This is a genomic window from Streptomyces ziwulingensis (assembly GCF_039542605.1).
In the GTDB taxonomy this organism is placed as follows: Bacteria; Actinomycetota; Actinomycetes; order Streptomycetales; family Streptomycetaceae; genus Streptomyces; species Streptomyces ziwulingensis.
Genome location: NZ_BAABIG010000032.1, coordinates 67,771 through 86,459, shown reverse-complemented (window position 1 = coordinate 86,459; position 18,689 = coordinate 67,771). Strand labels below are relative to the sequence as shown.

The following is an 18,689-nucleotide window of genomic DNA, read 5'->3' as shown; positions in this document are numbered from 1 at the left end:
ATCTTGTGAACTCTTCCTGAGCTAACTCAAGAACAGTCGAAGGAAGCCGACCCGGGGAATCAACAGCGTGGCAGCGTCCAGCTCCTTCGAGCCGTAGGACTGGGTGAAGGTGTTGCGCACAGGGTCAAAGCCCTGGGCGCAGACCTCACGATGGATCGTCGCACGCAGGCCGACCAGGGGGGCCAAGTCCATGTCGAGGGCACCGGCCTCGACCAGGCGGAGGGTACGGTCGACCGCCACCCAGGCCATCACCTTGGAGTGGACGAAGTGCCGTCGTGCCCCACGGATCTCCCAGATTCCCTCGTCGGGTTCTTGCCAGCGCCGCGCCAGGTTCTCGACGAGTCGTTGGTGGAGGACTGCGGTGGCGGCGCAGTGGGCGACTCCGCTCCGGTGCGCGAGGTACAGGGTTTCGATCACCTCGCCGTACACGTCGAGCTGGAGCTGGTCCGCAGCCCCGTTGCCGACGCGCACCGGGGCTGATCCCTCATACCCGGGCAGCCAGGGCAGCTCCCGTTCCTGCAGGTCACGCTGCCCGGTGATCCCGTACATGATGTGCAGGTTCTCCGGATCGCCGGCCACGGCACGTAAGAGCCATCGCCGCCACGCCTGCGCTTCTTGGCGGTAGCCTGTGCCCAGCAGCGCGGCGAGGGTGGTGGAGGCGTCGCGCAGCCAGGTGAAGCGGTAATCCCAGTTCCGCCCGCCACCGATCTCTTCGGGCAGCGACGTGGTTGGCGCCGCGACGATCCCGCCGCTCGGCTGGTACGTCATCGCCTTCAGTGCGATCAAGGAACGGACTACGGCCTCGCGGTACGGCCCGGCGTAGCTGCATTCCTGTGTCCAGGAGTGCCAGAAGGCGAGCGTCTCGGCCAACGCGGCTTCCGCATCAGCAATTTCAGGCGCAGATGCGTGCGAGGGGCACCACGTGAGCACGAAGGCCACACTCTGCCCGGCGGCGACGGTGAAGGCACTGGCCACGACGCCGTCCTTGTCCACCTGCTGGACGCAAGTGTCGAGCCATAGCGCGTCCGCGCCGGCCTCCGCGACCATGCGCCCGTCGACCTCGTGGATCCACGGGCTGACGCTTCCGTATCCTGGCCGCGGACGCATGGCCGAAACCATCGGCACCTCGCCGGCCAGGCCCTCGACGATCCGGACCACCTGCGGTGCCCCGTCGCGCGGCGGCATGAAGTCCAGGACGCGGACCGAACCGGTCGGTGTGCGCCACACGGATTCGAGGACGAGCGAGTCACCGCGGTACCGGCGCTCGGCGACAGCTCCGGAACCGGCAAATCGGTCAGCACACGTGGCCGGAGAGATCTGCCAGGTGCCGTGCTTCTGCGTGCCGAGCAGGCCGGCGAAGACGGCCGGCGAGTCGAAGCGGGGCAGGCACAGCCAGTCGATCGAACCGTCGTCGCAGACGTGGGCGCTGGTCTGCATGTCGCCGATCAAGCCGTACTGCTCGATACGGGGTGAGCGTTTCATCGCGTGTGGTTCTCCAAAGGGCGGTCCCTGCTGCGGGACGCGTCGGGGCCGGCCGCCGAGGCGGCCCGGGGGGCTTGTATGGGGCGGTCCAGGAGCCGGGCGCTAGGGCTCCGGAGGTTCAGCGGTGTGCGTGGCCGTCCGCTGCCAAGTTGGTGGAAGACGCCCGACGGGTCTATGACGAAGAGCGACGAGCGACGCCGTAACGCCCACGATCAAGGCGATGAGCGCTGGACCGTTGATGGTGGTCCAGCGGAAGAGTCCTGCGGAACGGATGCGGCGATAACGAGTGTGACCAGGGCGAGCACGAAGACGGCGATCCGCACCGCATTGCGACTGGAGTTTCTCCACGCGCCCTTCAACGAGGGCGACGGGCCGGTCGGGGGGCTTCGCCGGCTCAGCTCGACCAGGCTTTGCACCACTTCTGCCAGACGGACCAGGAACACCCGCGACGGTACGTACCCGTCGGGAATTGGGGCCACGCTCATCCGCTGGGCCTGATCCAGCACCGGACTGCCAGCGGCCACTGCGGCGCCGAGTTGCATGATGTGCCCTCGCAGCCGACAGACGAGGTCCTCGACATCCTGCCTGGTTCCCGGCAGAGGAGCGTCCTCACCGAGCACCCGAGCCGCCGTCTCAGACGCAGCCGCGGCGAGTTCGCTCGTCCGCCCGCATACCGGGGGCCTGACCGGCAGCAGCCGTTCAGGCCGGGCAGGGCCAGTGCCGAGGCATCTCTCCTGGCGACGGCCTGTGTCGCGTGCCCGTAAGGGGAACATGCGAAGACTCCTGCGTTGAAGTGGGTGATAGGCCGGGGAAGGCGGCAGGCGTAGCGGCGGTCTGCCAACAGGACACGGCAGGAGCAATCCGTCCGCGTCAGGCGAAGTGGACCGGGCCCGGGGGCAGAGGGGCAGCGAATGGGCAGAGTGCTCGTTGTGCCGCGCAAGTGGTCCCCCTCGTACAAGTCCGGTGCCAAGGTGGCGAGCGCCTGATGGTCGGTCAGTGCAGTGGGCAAGAGTGTGAGACGAGGAAGCCTTCGCGCCGATCTCTGCGGAGATATCGCTGTAGAGATACCGGATCCCGCATATCGTGTGATGGCGGAGGAAGCGTCATCCGAGGGGCTACGCCATGCGACCGTCGAGCCGTGTCTGCGCCAGGTGCGCGACGGAGTTAAGCCAGTACAACCCCGACGTCTTGTGCTCGCTGTGTGCCAAAACGGGCGGCGCCCCGAGCGTCCCCGATCGGGCGTGGCGTGATGAAGCCGTCTACGAGGCCCTGAGCGACTGGGACTTCGGTGAAGTGCTGCGCTTGGTGCGCAAGCGGTCCGGTCTGTCACAGGTGGCTGTGCACGACCTGACAGCGCTGCCGCAGTCCTTCATCTCCGGCCTTGAGCGCGGGCAGAAGAAGATCGGCAGTCCAACAACGCTGCTTGACCTTCTCAATGGCCTGGGAGTGCCATCTGACCTGCAGCATTTGCTGCTGGTCCCGCTTCGGAGGAACACACCTAACACCCGACCTGGCCGTTCTGTTGACGCTGCGCTGCCTTGGACGGCGGATCGTATGGTGACGTCACTTGAAGTGGCTATCGGAGGTTCCACCATGAAGCGCCGCCGCGTGCTTACCGCCCTAAGCGGGGCCGCACTGACCCAGCACATGCTCCAAGCCACCCTGGCCCCCGTGGAGGCGGTCGCGGCCTCCGGCGCCACGCCGGTCACAGACGCGCTGATCGACTCGCTCCAGGGCACCACCGACGCGCTCCGGCGGGTTGACGCCACGAGCGGAAGTGGGAAACTCGCACACACCGCCCGAACCCATCTGCAGATGCTTCTGCATCTCCTGAAGAATGGCTCCTACAAGGAGAAACACGGCAGCCGCCTCGCATCTGTAGCCGCCGATACTGCCGCTCAGACAGGCTGGTATACGTTCGACGGAGGTGACCATGACGCTGCCCAGCACCTATTTCTCGGAGCGCTGCGCGCGGCCCATGCGGCAGGAGACGCAAGCTTGCGTGCCGGCGCCCTTGGGTTTCTCGCTATCCATAGCTACTCCGTGGGGGACCCGCGTGACGCTATTGCCGCTGCCCGTACTGCGCGCCAACATATTTCCATGCTTGACGCTCCAGCATTGAACGCCATGCTTCTTACTCGTCAAGCGCGAGGTCATGCTCGTCTCCGAGAATCCCGCCATGCTTTGGCTGCACTGAACGAGGCAGAGGAGCATTGTGCCCGTGGTCGAGGAGAGGACGATCCGCATTGGCTCTACTGGATCAATCCAGGTGAGATCTTGGGGCAGACCGGAAGCTGTTACCTTGATTTGGGCCAGCCAGCGCAGGCCGCGAAGGCGTTCGGTGCAGCCCGTGACGTGCTGTCCACTGAGGAAAACAGGACCACGGCGCAATTCCTATCCCGAGCTGCCACGGCGCAGATGCGTGCCGGTGAAGCGGACGCCGGCTGCGCCATCGCGCATGATGTTTTGGCTCTTGCTGACGGAATCCAGTCGGCACGTCTCGACGACCATTTGCGGAGCATGCTCACCGAGGCGCGATCCTTGGTTCCCGGCGCTTGTGGAAAGGATCTCCTAGAGCGGGGGAGCGTGGTCATGCGTGAACGGGCCACGGTATGATCTTGGTACTCTGGGACATCGATCGCACCCTCGTCTACACCGGCGACACGGACCGGCGGGTGTATAGGGAACTCTTCGAAGAAGTCGTCGGGCGTCCTGTGGATGCGCTGCCGAAGCGGGGCACTGGCGTGACGATGCCTCTCGCCGTTCGAGAGCTGCTGCGCACGAATGCTGTTGAGGAGCACCGGGTTGAGGAACTCGCGCGGCGCATCGTGCAGAGAATGCCCGAGCAGCTCGCTCTGTATCGTGGCGAATTACTTGACACTGGCGTGGTAATGCCGGGGGCACGTGCAGCGTTGGCGCTCGTGCAGCAAAGTCCCCGTTGTATTTCCACAGTGGTGACCGGAAATCTTCGAGGCAGCGCGGAAGTTAAACTGGGCGCTCTGGGTATAGACGCGTATCTCGACCTCAGTATCGGTGGATACGCTTCCGATAACCCTTATCGCCCTGCGCTCGTGCAAGTGGCGCAGAGCAGGGCCGAGGCGCAATATGGACACCGTTTTTCGGCCCGATCCACTGTCATTATCGGTGATTCACTTGAGGATGTGCGTACTGGGCGGGAAGGTGGGGCTCATGTCATCGGTGTCGCCTCTGGCACGACTTCAGCCGAGGAACTGAGCAAGGCCGGCGCCAACCACGTGATCCCAGACCTGACGAACTCCGAAAGGCTACTTAGTTTGGTTTCGCAGTTTAACCTCAATCGTTCATGAGTCCTCGTCGGTTCGCTGACGGGGAATTTGTGCTTGCGAGGTGCGGAATTTCGTAGGCTGGGGCAGGGTGGCGGCCTGGCTGTCACATCGGGTGGGCGCCTGGGTTACACGACTCCTGGATGTTGCTCCGGCTTGTCGGAATGGTTAAAGTTGTAGGTCAACTTGGGTTTGGCAGGGATGCGAGTCGCTGGAGCGCGCGGGTAATCAGGTCTGTCCAGTCTTGAGGACAGCCTGGTGGATGGCGTCGGTGATGGTCATGCCGACCGAGTGCGACGGCCATCGGCCGCGCTGGGCGAGCCAGGCGATGAATTCTTGGGTTCCGCCTGCGGAATCGGTGCGAATTAGGGTCTGGCGTCCGCGCCGGTACAACTTCGGCACTTGGGTCAGGGCAAGTGGGGTGGTGGTGATGTAGTCGGCGGCGGTCTTGCTGCCCGCGTTACCCGGCCTGAGCAGGCCGGCCACCGGCTCCCCGCTCTGCGACGGGCGCCTGCCGCAACGCGCCCCGTCCCCTTCAGACCGTGCGCTGAGCGTTCCGCACGGGGCGCCCGGACGGCGAGCCGTCACTCTCTTCCGTCCGGGCGCCTGGAGCGTACGGGCCTTCGCCCGGGCCGTGTCACCAGGACGGCCCTGGAGCCACCCCTCCATACGGTCTATGTCTGGGGCTGGTCGCTGTAGGTGCGGGCCTGGGTCCGCCACATGGCCGCGTACTCGCCATCCTGTTCCAGGAGTGCTTCGTGCGTGCCCTCTTCGAGAAGGTGTCCACCGTCGAGGACGATGATCCGGTCGGCGGCGCGGGTGGAGCCGAGGCGGTGGGTGATCAGGACGACTGTGCGGTCCGCGCTCAGCGCCCGGATGCGGTCGTAGACCGCTTCCTCGGTGCGTGGGTCGAGGGCGGAGGTCGGCTCGTCGCAGATCAGGAGTGGGGCGTCGGCCCGGTAGAAGGCTCGTGCGCCGGCCAGGCGCTGCCACTGTCCGCCGGACAGGTCACGGCCTCCCCAGTGGGAGGGGGCGAGGTTGGTGTCGAGGCCGTCGGGGAGGCGGGCGATGACGTCGTCGGCACCGGACGCCTTCGCGGCGGCGAGCACCGCCTGGTCATCGCCGTCGCCGTTGCCGAAAGTGATGTTCTCCCGTGCGGTCACCTGCCAGCGGGCGATGTCCTGCGTCAGCATGGCGAGCCGTGACCACACCTGCTCGGGGTCGGTGGTGGCAAGGTCCGTCTCGTCCCACGTCACGGAGCCCTGCGTGGGGGCGTAGAGCTTGGCGAGGGTGGATCGCCCGAGCCGTTCGCGCCCACGATCGCCAGGACCTCCCCGCGCCGAATGGTGACGCTCACGTTGTGGAGCGCGGGCAGTTCGCTGCCGGGGTAGCGGAAGGTGACGTTCGTGGCGCGGATGACGGACGGGTCGGCGGGGACCGGTACTGGGGCGGCCGGGGGGCGGGTACGGCGCTCCGCGTCGGTGAGGAAGGTCGCCCAGTCGCCGAGGTACAGGCCGGTCTTGTAGGTGGTGTTGACGCCGGTGACCAGTCCGTTCAGCAGGATGCGGCTAGTCTGGACGGCGATGACGGCGGTTCTGCGCTTCCGGGAAGTGGCCTCGGTGCAGCCTGGGTTGGACGTGTGAGTCGTCCAATGCCGAGATGCCGCAACAAGGCGACGTGCAAGCGAGGCAATGCGCCGGACTCGGCCCAGCAGTGCCAAGTGGCCCGCCCGGAGCGGTCCACATCTCCATGGGCCATCGAGGCCACCGGTTGCGGGAACAGGCGACGTCCGCTCACGGCAGACGAGAAAGAACCCCGAATTACTGGAACCCTCCGCGTGGCTATGTCAACCTACAACACCCGGAAGCAATGGTCGGCAATCGGCCACCGGGTGGTGAGGTGGGCAAGGGGTCCGTCTGGCGATGCATGGTCGGTTATCTCAAGACGCCGTCTCGGCTCTATGCGTGACGGAGTGGAGAGGAAGCGGGCGCAAGGTAACCGACGATCGCCGGTTGGCCAAACCGGCGATCGTGGTGACCATTGAGGGTGTCAGTGACTGACTGCGCTTGGCGGTGGAGAAGTCACGGACGGTAGGCCGCGCCGGACCTTTGACGGGAAGACGAACGCACCGCTTGCTTCTCGCCTACAGGTCGACGAAGAATGGTTGCTTTCCATGGAGCAGGTTCGATCGCTGCTCGAGTGCATACGTGGGCACGCGGGTGTCGATCACTCGGTGTACCCCTTCATGCTCACCGTGGCGGAACAGGCGCTGCGTCCCTGCGAGGTTCGCGCCTTGCGAGTCCGTGACGTGGTGCTTCCGGACGGTGACGCGGGAGAGTTGACAGCCCGTCACCGAGGAGTAGCGCGGGAGATCCCGCTTCAGCCCGGGTTCGTTGAGTTCCTGCGGGAGTGGATCAGTGGGGCTGGTCTGCGGGAGGACGATCTGCTGTTTCCTGGCACGCGCGGTGGGCCGCTCCCGACTTCCGTGTGCCAGCGGCTGTGGCAGCAGGCTCAAGAGGCCGTCCTGCCCCGAGATGAGCTGTACTCGTGGCGCCTGGGGGAGCCCATCTCCATCCTCCGTGAGTCCCGCTTGGCGGAGTGGCTGAGGGTGGGCAGCTCGTCTTTCGCTGTCGCCGAGTTGGTCGGCGTAACCCCGGAATGTCTGGCGCTGCGCTACCCGTACTGCTTCCGCCAGGGAGATGCCGACATCGACTGGAATCACTTGGCCAAGGCCACGGCCCTTCCGAAGGTCAAGCGGTAAAGCGGCCCGCTCCGGCTGATCCACGGAGTGCGGGTGCCTACCGAACCCCTTCCTCCGTCTCGCCGTCCGTCATTTCGACGACTCTGTTCCGTGGCGAGCGCCCTCCATGCGCAGGCGCCGCCGCGATATGAGTCCCCAAGCCGCACACCCCACGGAGAACCTCTCATTCCTGCACAAACATTGCGTGTTCCATTCACTGCTCCGAGTTCTTCGGTCGCCGTACGCACGGCCTTCCTGACCGTGAAGGACGCCGCCGATTACCTCGGCCTCTCACCCCACACCCTCTACGTCTGGCGCCACCGTCGGCAGGGACCGCCGAGCTTCCGCATGGGCCCCCGGGGCCGCGTCATGTACAGGGTGGAAGCGCTCGACGCCTGGGTCCGTGAACAGGAGCAGGCCGACTCCCGCTCCAATCCGGCCCTCAGCCCGCTCAGTGTCCGTCCCCAGGAGCGTTCCGCCCGCTTTGCCAGCGCCTGACGCCTCCCAAGTGCAGTAGAACGCTGCCGTCGCCCTCGTTGTAAAGGAGTTCGACCTGGCCGGCTACATAGAAGACCGATGGCTGAAGAAGCGCCCGAACCCGAAAACCGGCAAGCGCGACCGCACCGCCCTGTACGGCAAGTGCACCCGCTACCGCGTCAAGGGCATCCCCGGTGTGAAGGACCGGTCCTTCGACGCCCTCCAGGACGCCAAGACCTGGCTCGCCCAGGCTCAGACCGACGCCCGCCGAGGCGAGTTCGTCGATCCCCGCGATGGGGCCATCTCCCTCAAGGACTACATCGCGGCCCACTGGTGGCCCACCCAGAGCGGTGACCCGTCCACGATCGAGCGGATCGAGCAGAGGGTACGCCGGCACATCGTTCCCCACCTGGGTGCTCAGCCGCTGAACGCCATCGGCACGGAAGTCCTGCGCCACTGGAAGAAGCGGTTGGAGAAGGACCTCGGTCCGACCTCTATCCGTCTGGTCTGGGCGACGCTCTCCAGCGTCCTCCAGGCCGCCGTCGAGGACCGTCGCCTCGGACGCAACCCGTGCCGCTCCAGCACGGTCGGCCCGCCGGCCGCCACCCCCGGCAGGGTCGAGGCGTGGCCGCCCGAACGGGTCCTGGCGGTACGGGCGGCCATGCCGGACCGCTACCGACTCCTCCTCGTGATCGGAGCAGGTCTTGGGCTCCGCCAAGGGGAAGCGCTCGGGCTCTCAGCGGATGACATCGACTTCGAGAAGGAAGTCGTCCACGTCCGGCGGCAGGTCAAGATGGTGCGGACGAAGCTGTGTTTCGCGCTTCCCAAGGGACGCAAGGTCAGGGACGTGCCGTTGCCGCCCAGCGTGGCTCGGGCCATCCGGCAGCACATGGAGCGGTTCGCGCCGGTGCCGGTCACGCTGCCCTGGGACGACCCGACTCCTGCCGAGACGCCGGTGGAAGCCAAACACCGGCGGCCGAGGACCTACAGCCTCTTGGTGACGGGACGCGAGCGGAAGGCCGTCAACCGGAACTACTTCAACTCCTACGTGTGGAAGCCCGCTCTGGCTGCGGCAGGCGTGATCGCTCCGCTGGAGGAGGGCAGCACCGACGGCGCTCGCGTGTGGGAGCCGTCCCGGGAGCACGGCTTCCACGCTCTGCGCCACTTCTTCGCCTCCGAGGAACTGGAGGCTGGCGAATCGGTTGTCTCCCTGGCACGCTGGCTGGGGCACTCCGATCCCGGGTTCACGCTGCGGAAGTACTCCCACTTCCTGCCCCGCGCCGGCGCACGGGGCACCGCTGCCATCGACGCGATCTTCGCGTAGCCGCGGCCGGTCGGCAGAGTCCGTGGAGCGTGGCCCGCCGGGGGCCCAAAGTCCCAGAGAAGTCCCAGAGATGCCGCCGCACCCCTCCCTGACCCGTTGCATCGCAGGTCAGACGGGGTGCGGCGGCATCCTCACATCAAATGTCCCGGAAGATCTCGATCTGCGCCCCCACCGAGTTCAGCCGCTCCGCCAGATCCTCGTACCCCCGGTTGATCACGTACACGTTGCGCAGCACCGACGTGCCCTCGGCCGCCATCATCGCCAGGAGGACGACCACGGCCGGGCGCAGGGCCGGCGGGCACATCATCTCGGCGGCGCGCCAGCGGGTCGGGCCCTCGACCAGGACCCGGTGGGGGTCGAGGAGTTGGAGCCGGCCGCCGAGGCGGTTGAGGTCGGTGAGGTAGATCGCGCGGTTGTCGTAGACCCAGTCGTGGATCAGGGTCTTGCCCTGCGCGGAGGCGGCGATGGCCGCGAAGAACGGGACGTTGTCGATGTTCAGGCCGGGGAACGGCATCGGGTGGATCTTGTCGATCGGCGCCTCCAGCTTGGAGGGCCGCACCGTCAGGTCCACCAGCCGGGTACGGCCGTTGTCGGCGAAGTACTCCGTGGTGCGGTCGTGGTCGAGGCCCATCTCCTCCAGGACCGCCAGCTCGATCTCCAGGAACTCGATCGGGACCCGGCGGACCGTCAGCTCCGACTCCGTGACGACCGCCGCGGCCAGCAGGCTCATCGCCTCCACCGGGTCCTCGGAGGGGGAGTAGTCCACATCGACGTCGATGACCGGCACGCCGTGCACGGTGAGCGTCGTGGTGCCGACGCCCTCGACGCGGACGCCGAGCGCCTCCAGGAAGAAGCACAGGTCCTGGACCATGTAGTTGGAGGAGGCGTTGCGGATGACGGTGACGCCGTCGTGCCGGGCGGCGGCCAGCAGCGCGTTCTCGGTGACCGTGTCGCCCCGCTCGGTCAGCACGATCGGCCGGTCGGGGCGGACCGAGCGGTCGACCACCGCGTGGTACTGCCCCTCGGTCGCGGCGATGTCCAGGCCGAACCGGCGCAGCGCGATCATGTGCGGCTCGATGGTGCGGGTGCCCAGGTCGCAGCCGCCGGCGTACGGCAGCATGAAGCGGTCCGCGCGGTGCAGCAGCGGGCCGAGGAACATGATGATGGACCGGGTGCGCACCGCCGCCTCGGCGTCGATGGCCGCCAGGTCCAGTTCGGCCGGCGGCACGATCTCCAGGTCGACGCCGCCGTTGATCCAGCGGGCGCGCACGCCGATCGAGCTGAGCACCTCCAGGAGGCGGTAGACCTCCTCGATGCGGGCGACCCTGCGCAGCACCGTGCGCCCCTTGTTGAGCAGGGAGGCGCAGAGCAGGGCCACACACGCGTTCTTGCTCGTCTTGACGTCGATGGCCCCGGAGAGGCGCCGGCCGCCGACCACCCGCAGGTGCATCGGCCCCGCGTAGCCCAGAGAGACGATCTCACTGTCGAGTGCTTCACCGATTCGGGCGATCATCTCAAGGCTGATGTTTTGATTGCCGCGCTCGATCCGGTTGACAGCGCTCTGGCTGGTGCCGAGCGCCTCCGCGAGCTGCGACTGTGTCCAGCCGCGGTGCTGCCTGGCGTCACGGATGAGCTTGCCGATGCGTACGAGGTAGTCGTCTGCCATGAGTCTGAGGTTATCTCAGATATGAGATGGCGCATCTCCGGGGGGTCGTTCGGGTGACGACCGGTCAGCGGCGCTTGGTGGTGCGGCGCCAGCCGAAGGGCCCGGGCAGGTCCACCGAGGTCGTACGGCGTCCGGTGCTGCTGTGCGTCTGGCGCGGGCCGTTCTTGCCGCCGGTGGTGATGGACCAGGAGCGCTTGTTGATGTTCAGACGCACTCCGGGAAGTATCCGGAAACTCTTGCGGAACGTGAGGGGCATCGTGGCTCCTTCCAAGGCGTGCCGGACCGCCCGGCACCACCCTGCTACCCCGAGTCCGCGGAGAGATGGCACTCCGGGTCGCTCGGGCCGGAGGTTTCGCGCACGGGGTCGCCGAAAGGGTGCGGGGGTCCCCGGCGGGGCTGTGGGGCGCACGCCACACGGGGTCCGGGCATGACCGGACCGCCCTCATGTACTAGAGTTATCTCGACATCGAGATATCTGCCGAGGCGCACCGCAGCCGTACGCCGCTTTCGACTCCGGTTTCGAGTCCGGCGGTAAGGGTTACCTAACTTAGCCCCTACCTTAGCGGATCGGCCAGGGTGGCGTGGCGGCAGGACGCGGTGGAACGCGCACATGAATGAAGGAGACTGTCGTGTCGGCGAACAGCTTCGACGCCCGCAGCACGCTGCAGGTGGGCGACGAGTCGTACGAGATCTTCCGGCTGGACAAGGTCGAGGGCTCCGCGCGCCTTCCCTACAGCCTGAAGGTGCTGCTGGAGAACCTGCTCCGCACCGAGGACGGCGCGAACATCACCGCCGACCACATCCGGGCCGTCGGCAACTGGGACTCCCAGGCGCAGCCGTCCCAGGAGATCCAGTTCACGCCCGCCCGTGTGATCATGCAGGACTTCACCGGCGTGCCCTGTGTCGTGGACCTCGCCACCATGCGTGAGGCCGTCAAGGAGCTGGGCGGCGACGCCGCGAAGATCAACCCGCTGGCCCCGGCCGAGCTGGTCATCGACCACTCCGTCATCGCCGACAAGTTCGGCACCGACGACGCCTTCAAGCAGAACGTCGACCTGGAGTACGGCCGCAACAAGGAGCGCTACCAGTTCCTGCGCTGGGGCCAGACCGCCTTCGACGAGTTCAAGGTCGTCCCGCCCGGCACCGGCATCGTCCACCAGGTGAACATCGAGCACCTGGCCCGCGTCGTCATGGTCCGCGAGGGCAAGGCGTACCCCGACACCCTGGTCGGCACCGACTCGCACACCACCATGGTCAACGGCCTCGGCGTCCTCGGCTGGGGCGTCGGCGGCATCGAGGCCGAGGCCGCGATGCTCGGCCAGCCGGTCTCGATGCTCATCCCGCGCGTCGTCGGCTTCAAGCTCACCGGCGAGCTGACCCCCGGCACCACCGCCACCGACCTCGTCCTCACGATCACCGAGATGCTGCGCAAGCACGGCGTCGTCGGCAAGTTCGTCGAGTTCTACGGCGAGGGCGTCGCCGCCACCTCGCTGGCCAACCGCGCCACCATCGGCAACATGTCCCCGGAGTTCGGCTCCACCGCCGCGATCTTCCCCGTGGACGACGAGACGCTGAACTACCTGCGGCTGACCGGCCGCAGCGACCAGCAGGTCGCGCTGGTCGAGGCGTACGCCAAGCAGCAGGGCCTCTGGCTGGACCCGGCGGCCGAGCCGGACTTCTCCGAGAAGCTGGAGCTGGACCTCTCCACGGTCGTGCCCTCCATCGCCGGCCCGAAGCGCCCGCAGGACCGCATCGTCCTGGCGAACGCCGCCGAGCAGTTCAAGCAGGACGTCCGCAACTACGTGGACAGCGTCGACGAGGCGGGCCAGGAGTCCTTCCCGGCCTCCGACGCCCCGGCCGTCACCGACGGTGTGCCGTCCAACCCGGTGCTGGTGACCGCCCCCGACGGCAGCACCTACGAGCTGGACCACGGCGCGGTGACGGTCGCGGCCATCACCTCCTGCACCAACACCTCCAACCCGTACGTCATGGTCGCCGCCGCCCTGGTGGCCAAGAAGGCGGTCGAGAAGGGCCTGACCCGCAAGCCGTGGGTCAAGACCACCCTCGCCCCGGGCTCCAAGGTCGTCACCGACTACTTCGAGAAGGCGGGCCTGACCCCGTACCTCGACAAGATGGGCTTCAACCTCGTCGGCTACGGCTGCACCACCTGCATCGGCAACTCCGGCCCGCTGCCGGACGAGGTCTCGCAGGCCGTCAACGAGCACGACCTCGCCGTCACCTCGGTCCTCTCCGGCAACCGGAACTTCGAGGGCCGCATCAACCCCGACGTCAAGATGAACTACCTGGCCTCCCCGCCGCTGGTCGTCGCCTACGCGCTGGCCGGTTCCATGAAGGTGGACATCACCAAGGATGCCCTGGGCGCCGACACCGACGGCAACCCGGTCTTCCTCAAGGACATCTGGCCCACCGAGGCCGAGGTCAACGAGGTCGTCGCCAGCGCCATCGGCGAGGACATGTTCTCCAAGTCCTACAGCGACGTCTTCGCCGGCGACGCCCAGTGGCAGGCGCTGCCGATCCCGACCGGCAACACCTTCGAGTGGGACGCCGAGTCCACCTACGTGCGCAAGCCCCCGTACTTCGAGGGCATGCGGATGGACCCGGCCCCGGTCGAGAACATCTCCGGCGCCCGGGTCCTCGCCAAGCTCGGCGACTCGGTCACCACCGACCACATCTCGCCGGCCGGCGCCATCAAGGCCGACACCCCGGCCGGCCAGTACCTCACGGAGCACGGCGTCGAGCGCCGCGACTTCAACAGCTACGGCTCGCGCCGCGGCAACCACGAGGTCATGATCCGCGGCACGTTCGCCAACATCCGCCTGCGCAACCAGATCGCGCCGGGCACCGAGGGCGGCTACACCCGCGACTTCACGAAGGAGGACGCCCCCGTCTCCTTCATCTACGACGCCTCGCGCCACTACATCGAGCAGGGCACCCCGCTGGTCGTCCTCGCGGGCAAGGAGTACGGCTCCGGCTCCTCCCGCGACTGGGCCGCCAAGGGCACCGCGCTGCTCGGCGTCAAGGCCGTCATCGCCGAGTCCTACGAGCGCATCCACCGCTCGAACCTCATCGGCATGGGCGTCCTGCCGCTCCAGTTCCCGGAGGGCCAGTCCGCGGCCTCCCTCGGCCTGACCGGCGAGGAGACCTTCGACTTCACCGGCGTCACCGACCTGAACGACGGCACGACCCCCCGCACGGTCAAGGTCACCACCGACACCGGCGTCGAGTTCGACGCGGTCGTCCGCATCGACACCCCCGGCGAGGCGGACTACTACCGCAACGGCGGCATCATGCAGTACGTGCTGCGCAGCCTGATCCGCAAGTAGCCCGCACGGCGCGACACGGTAGTCACAGAGGCTGAGGGCCGCACCCCCGGTGACGGGGGTGCGGCCCTCAGCCTCTTCGCGCGGGGGACCGCGGGGGACCGCGAGGGACCGCGAGGACGCGGCCCTCGCGCCCGGTCAGGCCAGCAGTTCCAGCTCCGCCAGCGTGTGCTCCCCGTCCAGCACCAGCCGGTACTTCCCGTACCTCCCCGGTGTCTTCACCGAGAACGCGCGGGTCTGGCGGTCCCAGGCGAAGGACTCGCCGGAGCGGGTGTCCAGGGTGCGCCAGGTCGTGCCGTCGGTGGAGCCCTGGAGCTTCCAGCCGGTCGGCGCCTTCGTGCGGTCGGCCGGCGAGGTCAGGGTGTACTGGGCCGCCTTGACGGTCTTCGCCACCGGCAGGGCCACCGAGGACACGGCCGCCTCCGTCCCCGACGTGTCGTCGAAGAGCGCCCCGTCACCCGAGAGCGCGTCCTCGCGCGGGGCCGGCACCTCGTCGTCGTCGGTGATGGAGACCGGCGCGGCGTTCCTGCCCGTGCCCCACGAGGACGGCCGCGACCCCATGTCGAAGTCCAGGACACCCCCCTTGGCGAGCAGCGAGTGCGGCAGCGAGGTCGAGGTCCACTTCTTGCCGTTGACCTTCAGGCCCCGCACATAGATGTTCTTCGTGCTGTTCTTCGGGGCCTTCACCACCAGCTCGCGGCCGTTCTCCAGGTGCACGGTCGCCTTGGTGAACAGCGGGGAGCCGACCGCGTACTCGCCACTGCCCATCACCAGCGGGTAGAAGCCGAGCGCGGAGAAGAGGAACCAGGCCGACTGCTCGCCGTTGTCCTCGTCGCCGTGGTAGCCCTGCCCGATCTCGCTGCCGGTGTAGAGGCGGGAGAGCACCTCGCGGACGTTCCGCTGGGTCTTGTACGGCTGCCCGGCCGCGTCGTACATGTACAGCGCGTGGTGCGCGACCTGGTTGGAGTGCCCGTACATGCCCATCCGCACGTCCCGCGCCTCGGTCATCTCGTGGATGACCCCGCCGTAGGAGCCGACGAACTCGCTGCCGGCCGTCTCCGGGGTGGCCAGGTACTCGTCGAGCTTGTCGGCGAGGCCGGAGCGGCCGCCGTAGAGGTTGGCCAGGCCCCGGCTGTCCTGCGGGGCGGTGAAGGCGTAACCCCAGCCGTTGGTCTCCGTGTAGTCGTAGCCCCACACACGCGGGTCGTACTTCTCGGAGTCCACCCGCCAGGCGCCGGACGCGTCCTTGCCCTGGAAGAAGCCGGCCTTCGGGTCGAACATGTGCACGTAGTCCTGCGCGCGGTTGAGGAAGTAGGCGGACTCCTCCTGGTAGCGCTTCTCGCCGGTCTCCCGGTAGAGCTTCTCGCCCATCTTCGCGATGCCGTAGTCGTTGAGGTAGCCCTCCAGCGCCCACGACAGGCCCTCGTGCGTCTCGGTGGAGGTGTAGCCGAGGAACGGCGAGGTCTCCATGCCCTTGCGGCCCACACCCGAGGACGGGGGCACGACGGTGGCGTTCTTCACCGCCGCGTCGTACGCCGCCCTCGCGTCGAAGTCGACGCCCTTGACGTAGGCGTCGGCGAAGGCGACATCGCTCGACGTGCCGGTCATCAGGTCCGCGTAGCCGGGGGAGGACCAGCGCGAGGTCCAGCCGCCGTCCTTGTACTGCTGCACGAACCCGTCGACCAGCTCACCCGCCTGGGAGGGGGTCAGGAAGGAGTACGCCGGCCAGGTCGTGCGGTAGGTGTCCCAGAAGCCGTTGTTGACGTACACCTTGCCGTCCACGATCTTCGCGCCGGTGTGCGTCGTGGTGTCCGGCTCCGGCATCTTCTGGAAGGGGGAGGCGTACTTGTACGTCCCGTCGACCTTCTCGTGGCCCGCGTTCGGGTACAGGTACAGCCGGTAGAGGCTGGAGTACAGCGTCGTGAGCTGGTCCTGGGTGGCGCCCTCCACCTCGACCTTGCCGAGGAGCCTGTCCCACTGCCTCCGGGCGTCGCTCCGGACCTTCTCGAAGGAGGTGCGCGAGCCGATCTCCTGGCGGAGGTTCGCCTCGGCCTGGTCGACGCTGATCAGGGAGGTGGCCAGGCGCAGGGTGACCCTGCGGTCCTTGCCCGCGTCGAAGGAGAGGTGGCCCTTGACGCCGCTGGAGTCGCCCCCGGTGACCTTCTTGTCGAACTCGCCGTAGACGAAGAGCCGGGTCGCGCCCGTCGACAGCCCGGACTTCACGTCCGAGTAGCCGGTGAACGTGCCGGTCTCCTTGTCCAGGGTCAGGCCCGCCTGGTCGGTGACGTTGTCGAAGATCACGCTCGCGTCGTCACCGGGATAGGTGAAACGCATCATCGCCGCGTGGTCGGTCGGCGCCATCTCGGCCTTCAGGCCGTTCTCGAACGTGACCCCGTAGTAGTACGGCCGCGCGGTCTCGTTCTCGTGCCGGAAGGCCAGCTCGCGGGCGTCCCGGCCGGTGTCCGGGGGGCCGGCCGCGGCGGACGGCATCACCTGGAAGGTCTGCCGGTCGCCCATCCACGGGCTCGGCTCATGGCTCGCGCTGAACGCCTGGACGGTCGGCAGGTTGTCCGCGTTGTTGCCGCGCGCGTAGTCGTAGAGCCAGCTCAGCGAACCGGCGTTGGTCACCGGCGTCCAGAAGTTGAAGCCGTGCGGGACGGCCGTCGCGGGGAAGTTGTTGCCCCGGGAGAAGCTGCCGGTGGAGTTGGTGCCGCGGGTGGTCAGCGCGTAGTCGGACAGATGCGCCTTCGGCCGCTCGGCCTTCGCCTCCCGGACCGCCACGTCGTCCAGCCAGCCCCGGAACTTCGCCGGGCCCTTGGGAGAGTCGTACGCCACCAGAATCCGGTCGACCGTCTTGCCGGCCGCGACCGAACCGATGCCCGACGCGACGCTGTTCCACTGGTTGACGTAGAGGATCTTGGAGTCGCCCTGCCCGCGCGGCGTCAGCGGGAAGCCGTGGCTGTCCGTGGCGCCCAGGTCGCTGAGGCGGGTGCCGTCGGTGAAGGCGAGGTCGACGGAGACGTTGGTGGCGTCGTAGTCGAGGTCGCCGTCGGCCATCGACGGGAAGATCTTGTACGACAGCTCGGTACGCCGGTCGACCTTGACGTTCACGTCGAAGACCTTGTTGTACGAGTAGGCCCGGCCGTCGGCGGTGTGCCGGCCCGCGTACCGCAGCGCCCGCTTGCCGGTGAAGCCCGCGCCCGCCTTCGCCGTCGGCGAGCCGGACGGGCCCTTGTCGACGAGCGAGAGCATGTCCTCGGGGACGGTGGTGTCGTCGCCGCCGGTGGACAGTTGCACATCGGCCAACTGCAGGGCGTCGCCCGCCCCGTTGTTCTTGTCGATCTCCAGCCGGAAGTGCCGGTAGGCCGTCTTCGCCGGGCCCTCGGTGAGGTCGTACGTCTTCGTCTGGAACCGCTCGCCGAAGGACTCCCCGGAGCGGGTGTCCAGCGTCGTCCACCGCTCGCCGTCCGCCGAACCCTTCAGCGTCCAGTCCGCCGGGTCGCGTTCGTCGTGGTCGTTGGCGGAGGTCAGGGCGTACCGGGTGACCTCGGACGGGGCGTCCAGGTCGAACTCGACCCAGCCGGTCGGCGCGAACGTCAGCCACTTCGAGCCGGGTTCGGTGTCGACGAGGTTCTCCTTCACCTCGCCGCCGTCCGCGTTCTCACCGCTGGCCCGCACGTCCGTGACGTGGTCGCTCACATTGCCGGGAATGCCGGTGCTGTAGCCGCCGTCCACTCCCGAGGACCGCTTGGTACCACCCGGGCCGGTGTCGACGGTATTCAGCCAGTCCGGAGCCGGGTCGTCCGCCTCGAACGAGGACGCGAACCCCTTCTCCGGCGCGGCGGCGGCCCGGGGCAGGGCGACCGCCGCGCCCTGCGAGCCCACAGCCACCGCGAAAGCGGTCGTCATCACGACCGCCGGACCCCATCTGTGCCGAGTTCTGCGCTGCATCTCCAGGACCCTCCCTGCGCGCTGGACAACGTTGTCAATTCCTGTGCGCAAAGAACAGTAGTGGGTCAAGGGCCGAGGGATGTCAAGGGTGTTGCCTGCGGCATTCGGGGCCTATGTCAAGGATTTTTCCGGCAAGGCGCACACAGGCCACTCAAATGTCCGTCAGGTCTCAACTCGGAAAAGACCGATGGCCAACCCTGTGCTCGATCTTGCTCCGCTGGCGGGAAGTGGACTATACCTGTCGGCCACCGGAGGAAAACCGCCTCCGCCGCCGTGCCACCCGAAGCGCCACCGACAGTGCCCCCCGAAGCGCCACCCGCACGATCCGCACTTCCCGCACTTCCCGCACTTCCCGCACCTCCCGCACCTCCCGCACCTCCCGCACTTCCTGAACGACCCAGCCAGA

12 protein-coding genes and 2 pseudogenes are annotated in these 18,689 nt (G+C 67.7%); 6 read left to right on the top strand and 8 right to left on the bottom strand.

Annotated features, from left to right (window positions below):
* Positions 1 to 39: 39 nt before the first annotated feature.
* Positions 40 to 1,482: pseudogene (locus ABEB00_RS17510) on the bottom strand (glycoside hydrolase family 15 protein); the annotation flags it as partial.
* Positions 1,483 to 1,694: 212 nt separating this feature from the next.
* On the bottom strand, positions 1,695 to 2,255 hold the full coding sequence (locus ABEB00_RS36065) for a DUF6415 family natural product biosynthesis protein (RefSeq protein ID WP_425586514.1): 561 nt from the start codon (positions 2,253 to 2,255) through the stop codon (positions 1,695 to 1,697).
* Positions 2,256 to 2,604: 349 nt separating this feature from the next.
* Here ABEB00_RS36065 and ABEB00_RS17505 point away from each other — a divergent pair, with 349 nt between their 5' ends.
* A complete protein-coding gene (locus tag ABEB00_RS17505) occupies positions 2,605 to 4,098 on the top strand; it encodes a helix-turn-helix domain-containing protein (RefSeq protein ID WP_345620668.1) in 1,494 nt (497 codons plus the stop codon).
* Entirely contained in the window at positions 4,095 to 4,808 is a 714-nt protein-coding gene (locus tag ABEB00_RS17500) for an HAD family hydrolase (RefSeq protein ID WP_345620667.1), read from the top strand. Before ABEB00_RS17505 ends, ABEB00_RS17500 begins: the two co-directional genes overlap by 4 nt.
* A gap of 219 nt (positions 4,809 to 5,027) precedes the next feature.
* Here the strand turns inward: ABEB00_RS17500 and ABEB00_RS17495 are convergent.
* The 3 genes and pseudogenes from ABEB00_RS17495 to ABEB00_RS17485 form a co-directional block, all read right to left on the bottom strand.
* A pseudogene (locus tag ABEB00_RS17495) lies at positions 5,028 to 5,291 on the bottom strand (transposase); the annotation flags it as partial.
* Positions 5,292 to 5,458: 167 nt separating this feature from the next.
* Positions 5,459 to 6,040: an ATP-binding cassette domain-containing protein gene (locus ABEB00_RS17490; RefSeq protein WP_345620666.1), complete on the bottom strand. Its 582-nt coding sequence runs from the start codon at positions 6,038 to 6,040 to the stop codon at positions 5,459 to 5,461.
* Positions 6,037 to 6,504: a P-loop NTPase family protein gene (locus ABEB00_RS17485; RefSeq protein ID WP_345620665.1), complete on the bottom strand. Its 468-nt coding sequence runs from the start codon at positions 6,502 to 6,504 to the stop codon at positions 6,037 to 6,039. The genes ABEB00_RS17490 and ABEB00_RS17485 overlap by 4 nt, the downstream gene beginning before the upstream one ends.
* A 453-nt stretch (positions 6,505 to 6,957) precedes the next feature.
* Between ABEB00_RS17485 and ABEB00_RS17480 the strand changes: the two genes are divergently transcribed.
* The 3 genes from ABEB00_RS17480 to ABEB00_RS17470 all read left to right on the top strand — a co-directional run bounded on the left by ABEB00_RS17480 (position 6,958) and on the right by ABEB00_RS17470 (position 9,325).
* Positions 6,958 to 7,545: a hypothetical protein gene (locus ABEB00_RS17480; protein WP_345620664.1), complete on the top strand. Its 588-nt coding sequence runs from the start codon at positions 6,958 to 6,960 to the stop codon at positions 7,543 to 7,545.
* A gap of 27 nt (positions 7,546 to 7,572) precedes the next feature.
* Positions 7,573 to 8,022, top strand: a complete 450-nt coding sequence (locus tag ABEB00_RS17475) for a helix-turn-helix transcriptional regulator (protein ID WP_345620662.1) — start codon at positions 7,573 to 7,575, stop codon at positions 8,020 to 8,022.
* Between the two features lie 82 nt (positions 8,023 to 8,104).
* Complete coding sequence (locus tag ABEB00_RS17470) at positions 8,105 to 9,325, top strand: tyrosine-type recombinase/integrase (RefSeq protein WP_345620677.1); 1,221 nt, start codon at positions 8,105 to 8,107, stop codon at positions 9,323 to 9,325.
* Between the two features lie 136 nt (positions 9,326 to 9,461).
* Here ABEB00_RS17470 and ABEB00_RS17465 read toward each other — a convergent pair whose 3' ends face one another.
* Positions 9,462 to 10,991 carry a helix-turn-helix domain-containing protein gene (locus ABEB00_RS17465; protein WP_345620661.1) on the bottom strand — a complete coding sequence of 510 codons (1,530 nt, stop codon included), beginning with the start codon at positions 10,989 to 10,991 and terminating at the stop codon, positions 9,462 to 9,464.
* 64 nt (positions 10,992 to 11,055) lie between these two features.
* Positions 11,056 to 11,247 (bottom strand): DUF4236 domain-containing protein, encoded by a 192-nt coding sequence (locus ABEB00_RS17460; protein ID WP_345620660.1) that lies wholly within the window; start codon positions 11,245 to 11,247, stop codon positions 11,056 to 11,058.
* Between the two features lie 373 nt (positions 11,248 to 11,620).
* On the opposite strand from ABEB00_RS17460, the gene acnA reads away from it, so the two are divergent.
* Positions 11,621 to 14,335, top strand: a complete 2,715-nt coding sequence (gene acnA, locus ABEB00_RS17455; protein ID WP_345620658.1) for an aconitate hydratase AcnA — start codon at positions 11,621 to 11,623, stop codon at positions 14,333 to 14,335.
* A 135-nt stretch (positions 14,336 to 14,470) separates the two neighbouring features.
* Here the strand turns inward: acnA and ABEB00_RS17450 are convergent, their stop codons facing one another.
* Positions 14,471 to 18,283, bottom strand: a complete 3,813-nt coding sequence (locus tag ABEB00_RS17450) for a GH92 family glycosyl hydrolase (protein ID WP_345620656.1) — start codon at positions 18,281 to 18,283, stop codon at positions 14,471 to 14,473.
* Between the last annotated feature and the right edge of the window lie 406 nt (positions 18,284 to 18,689).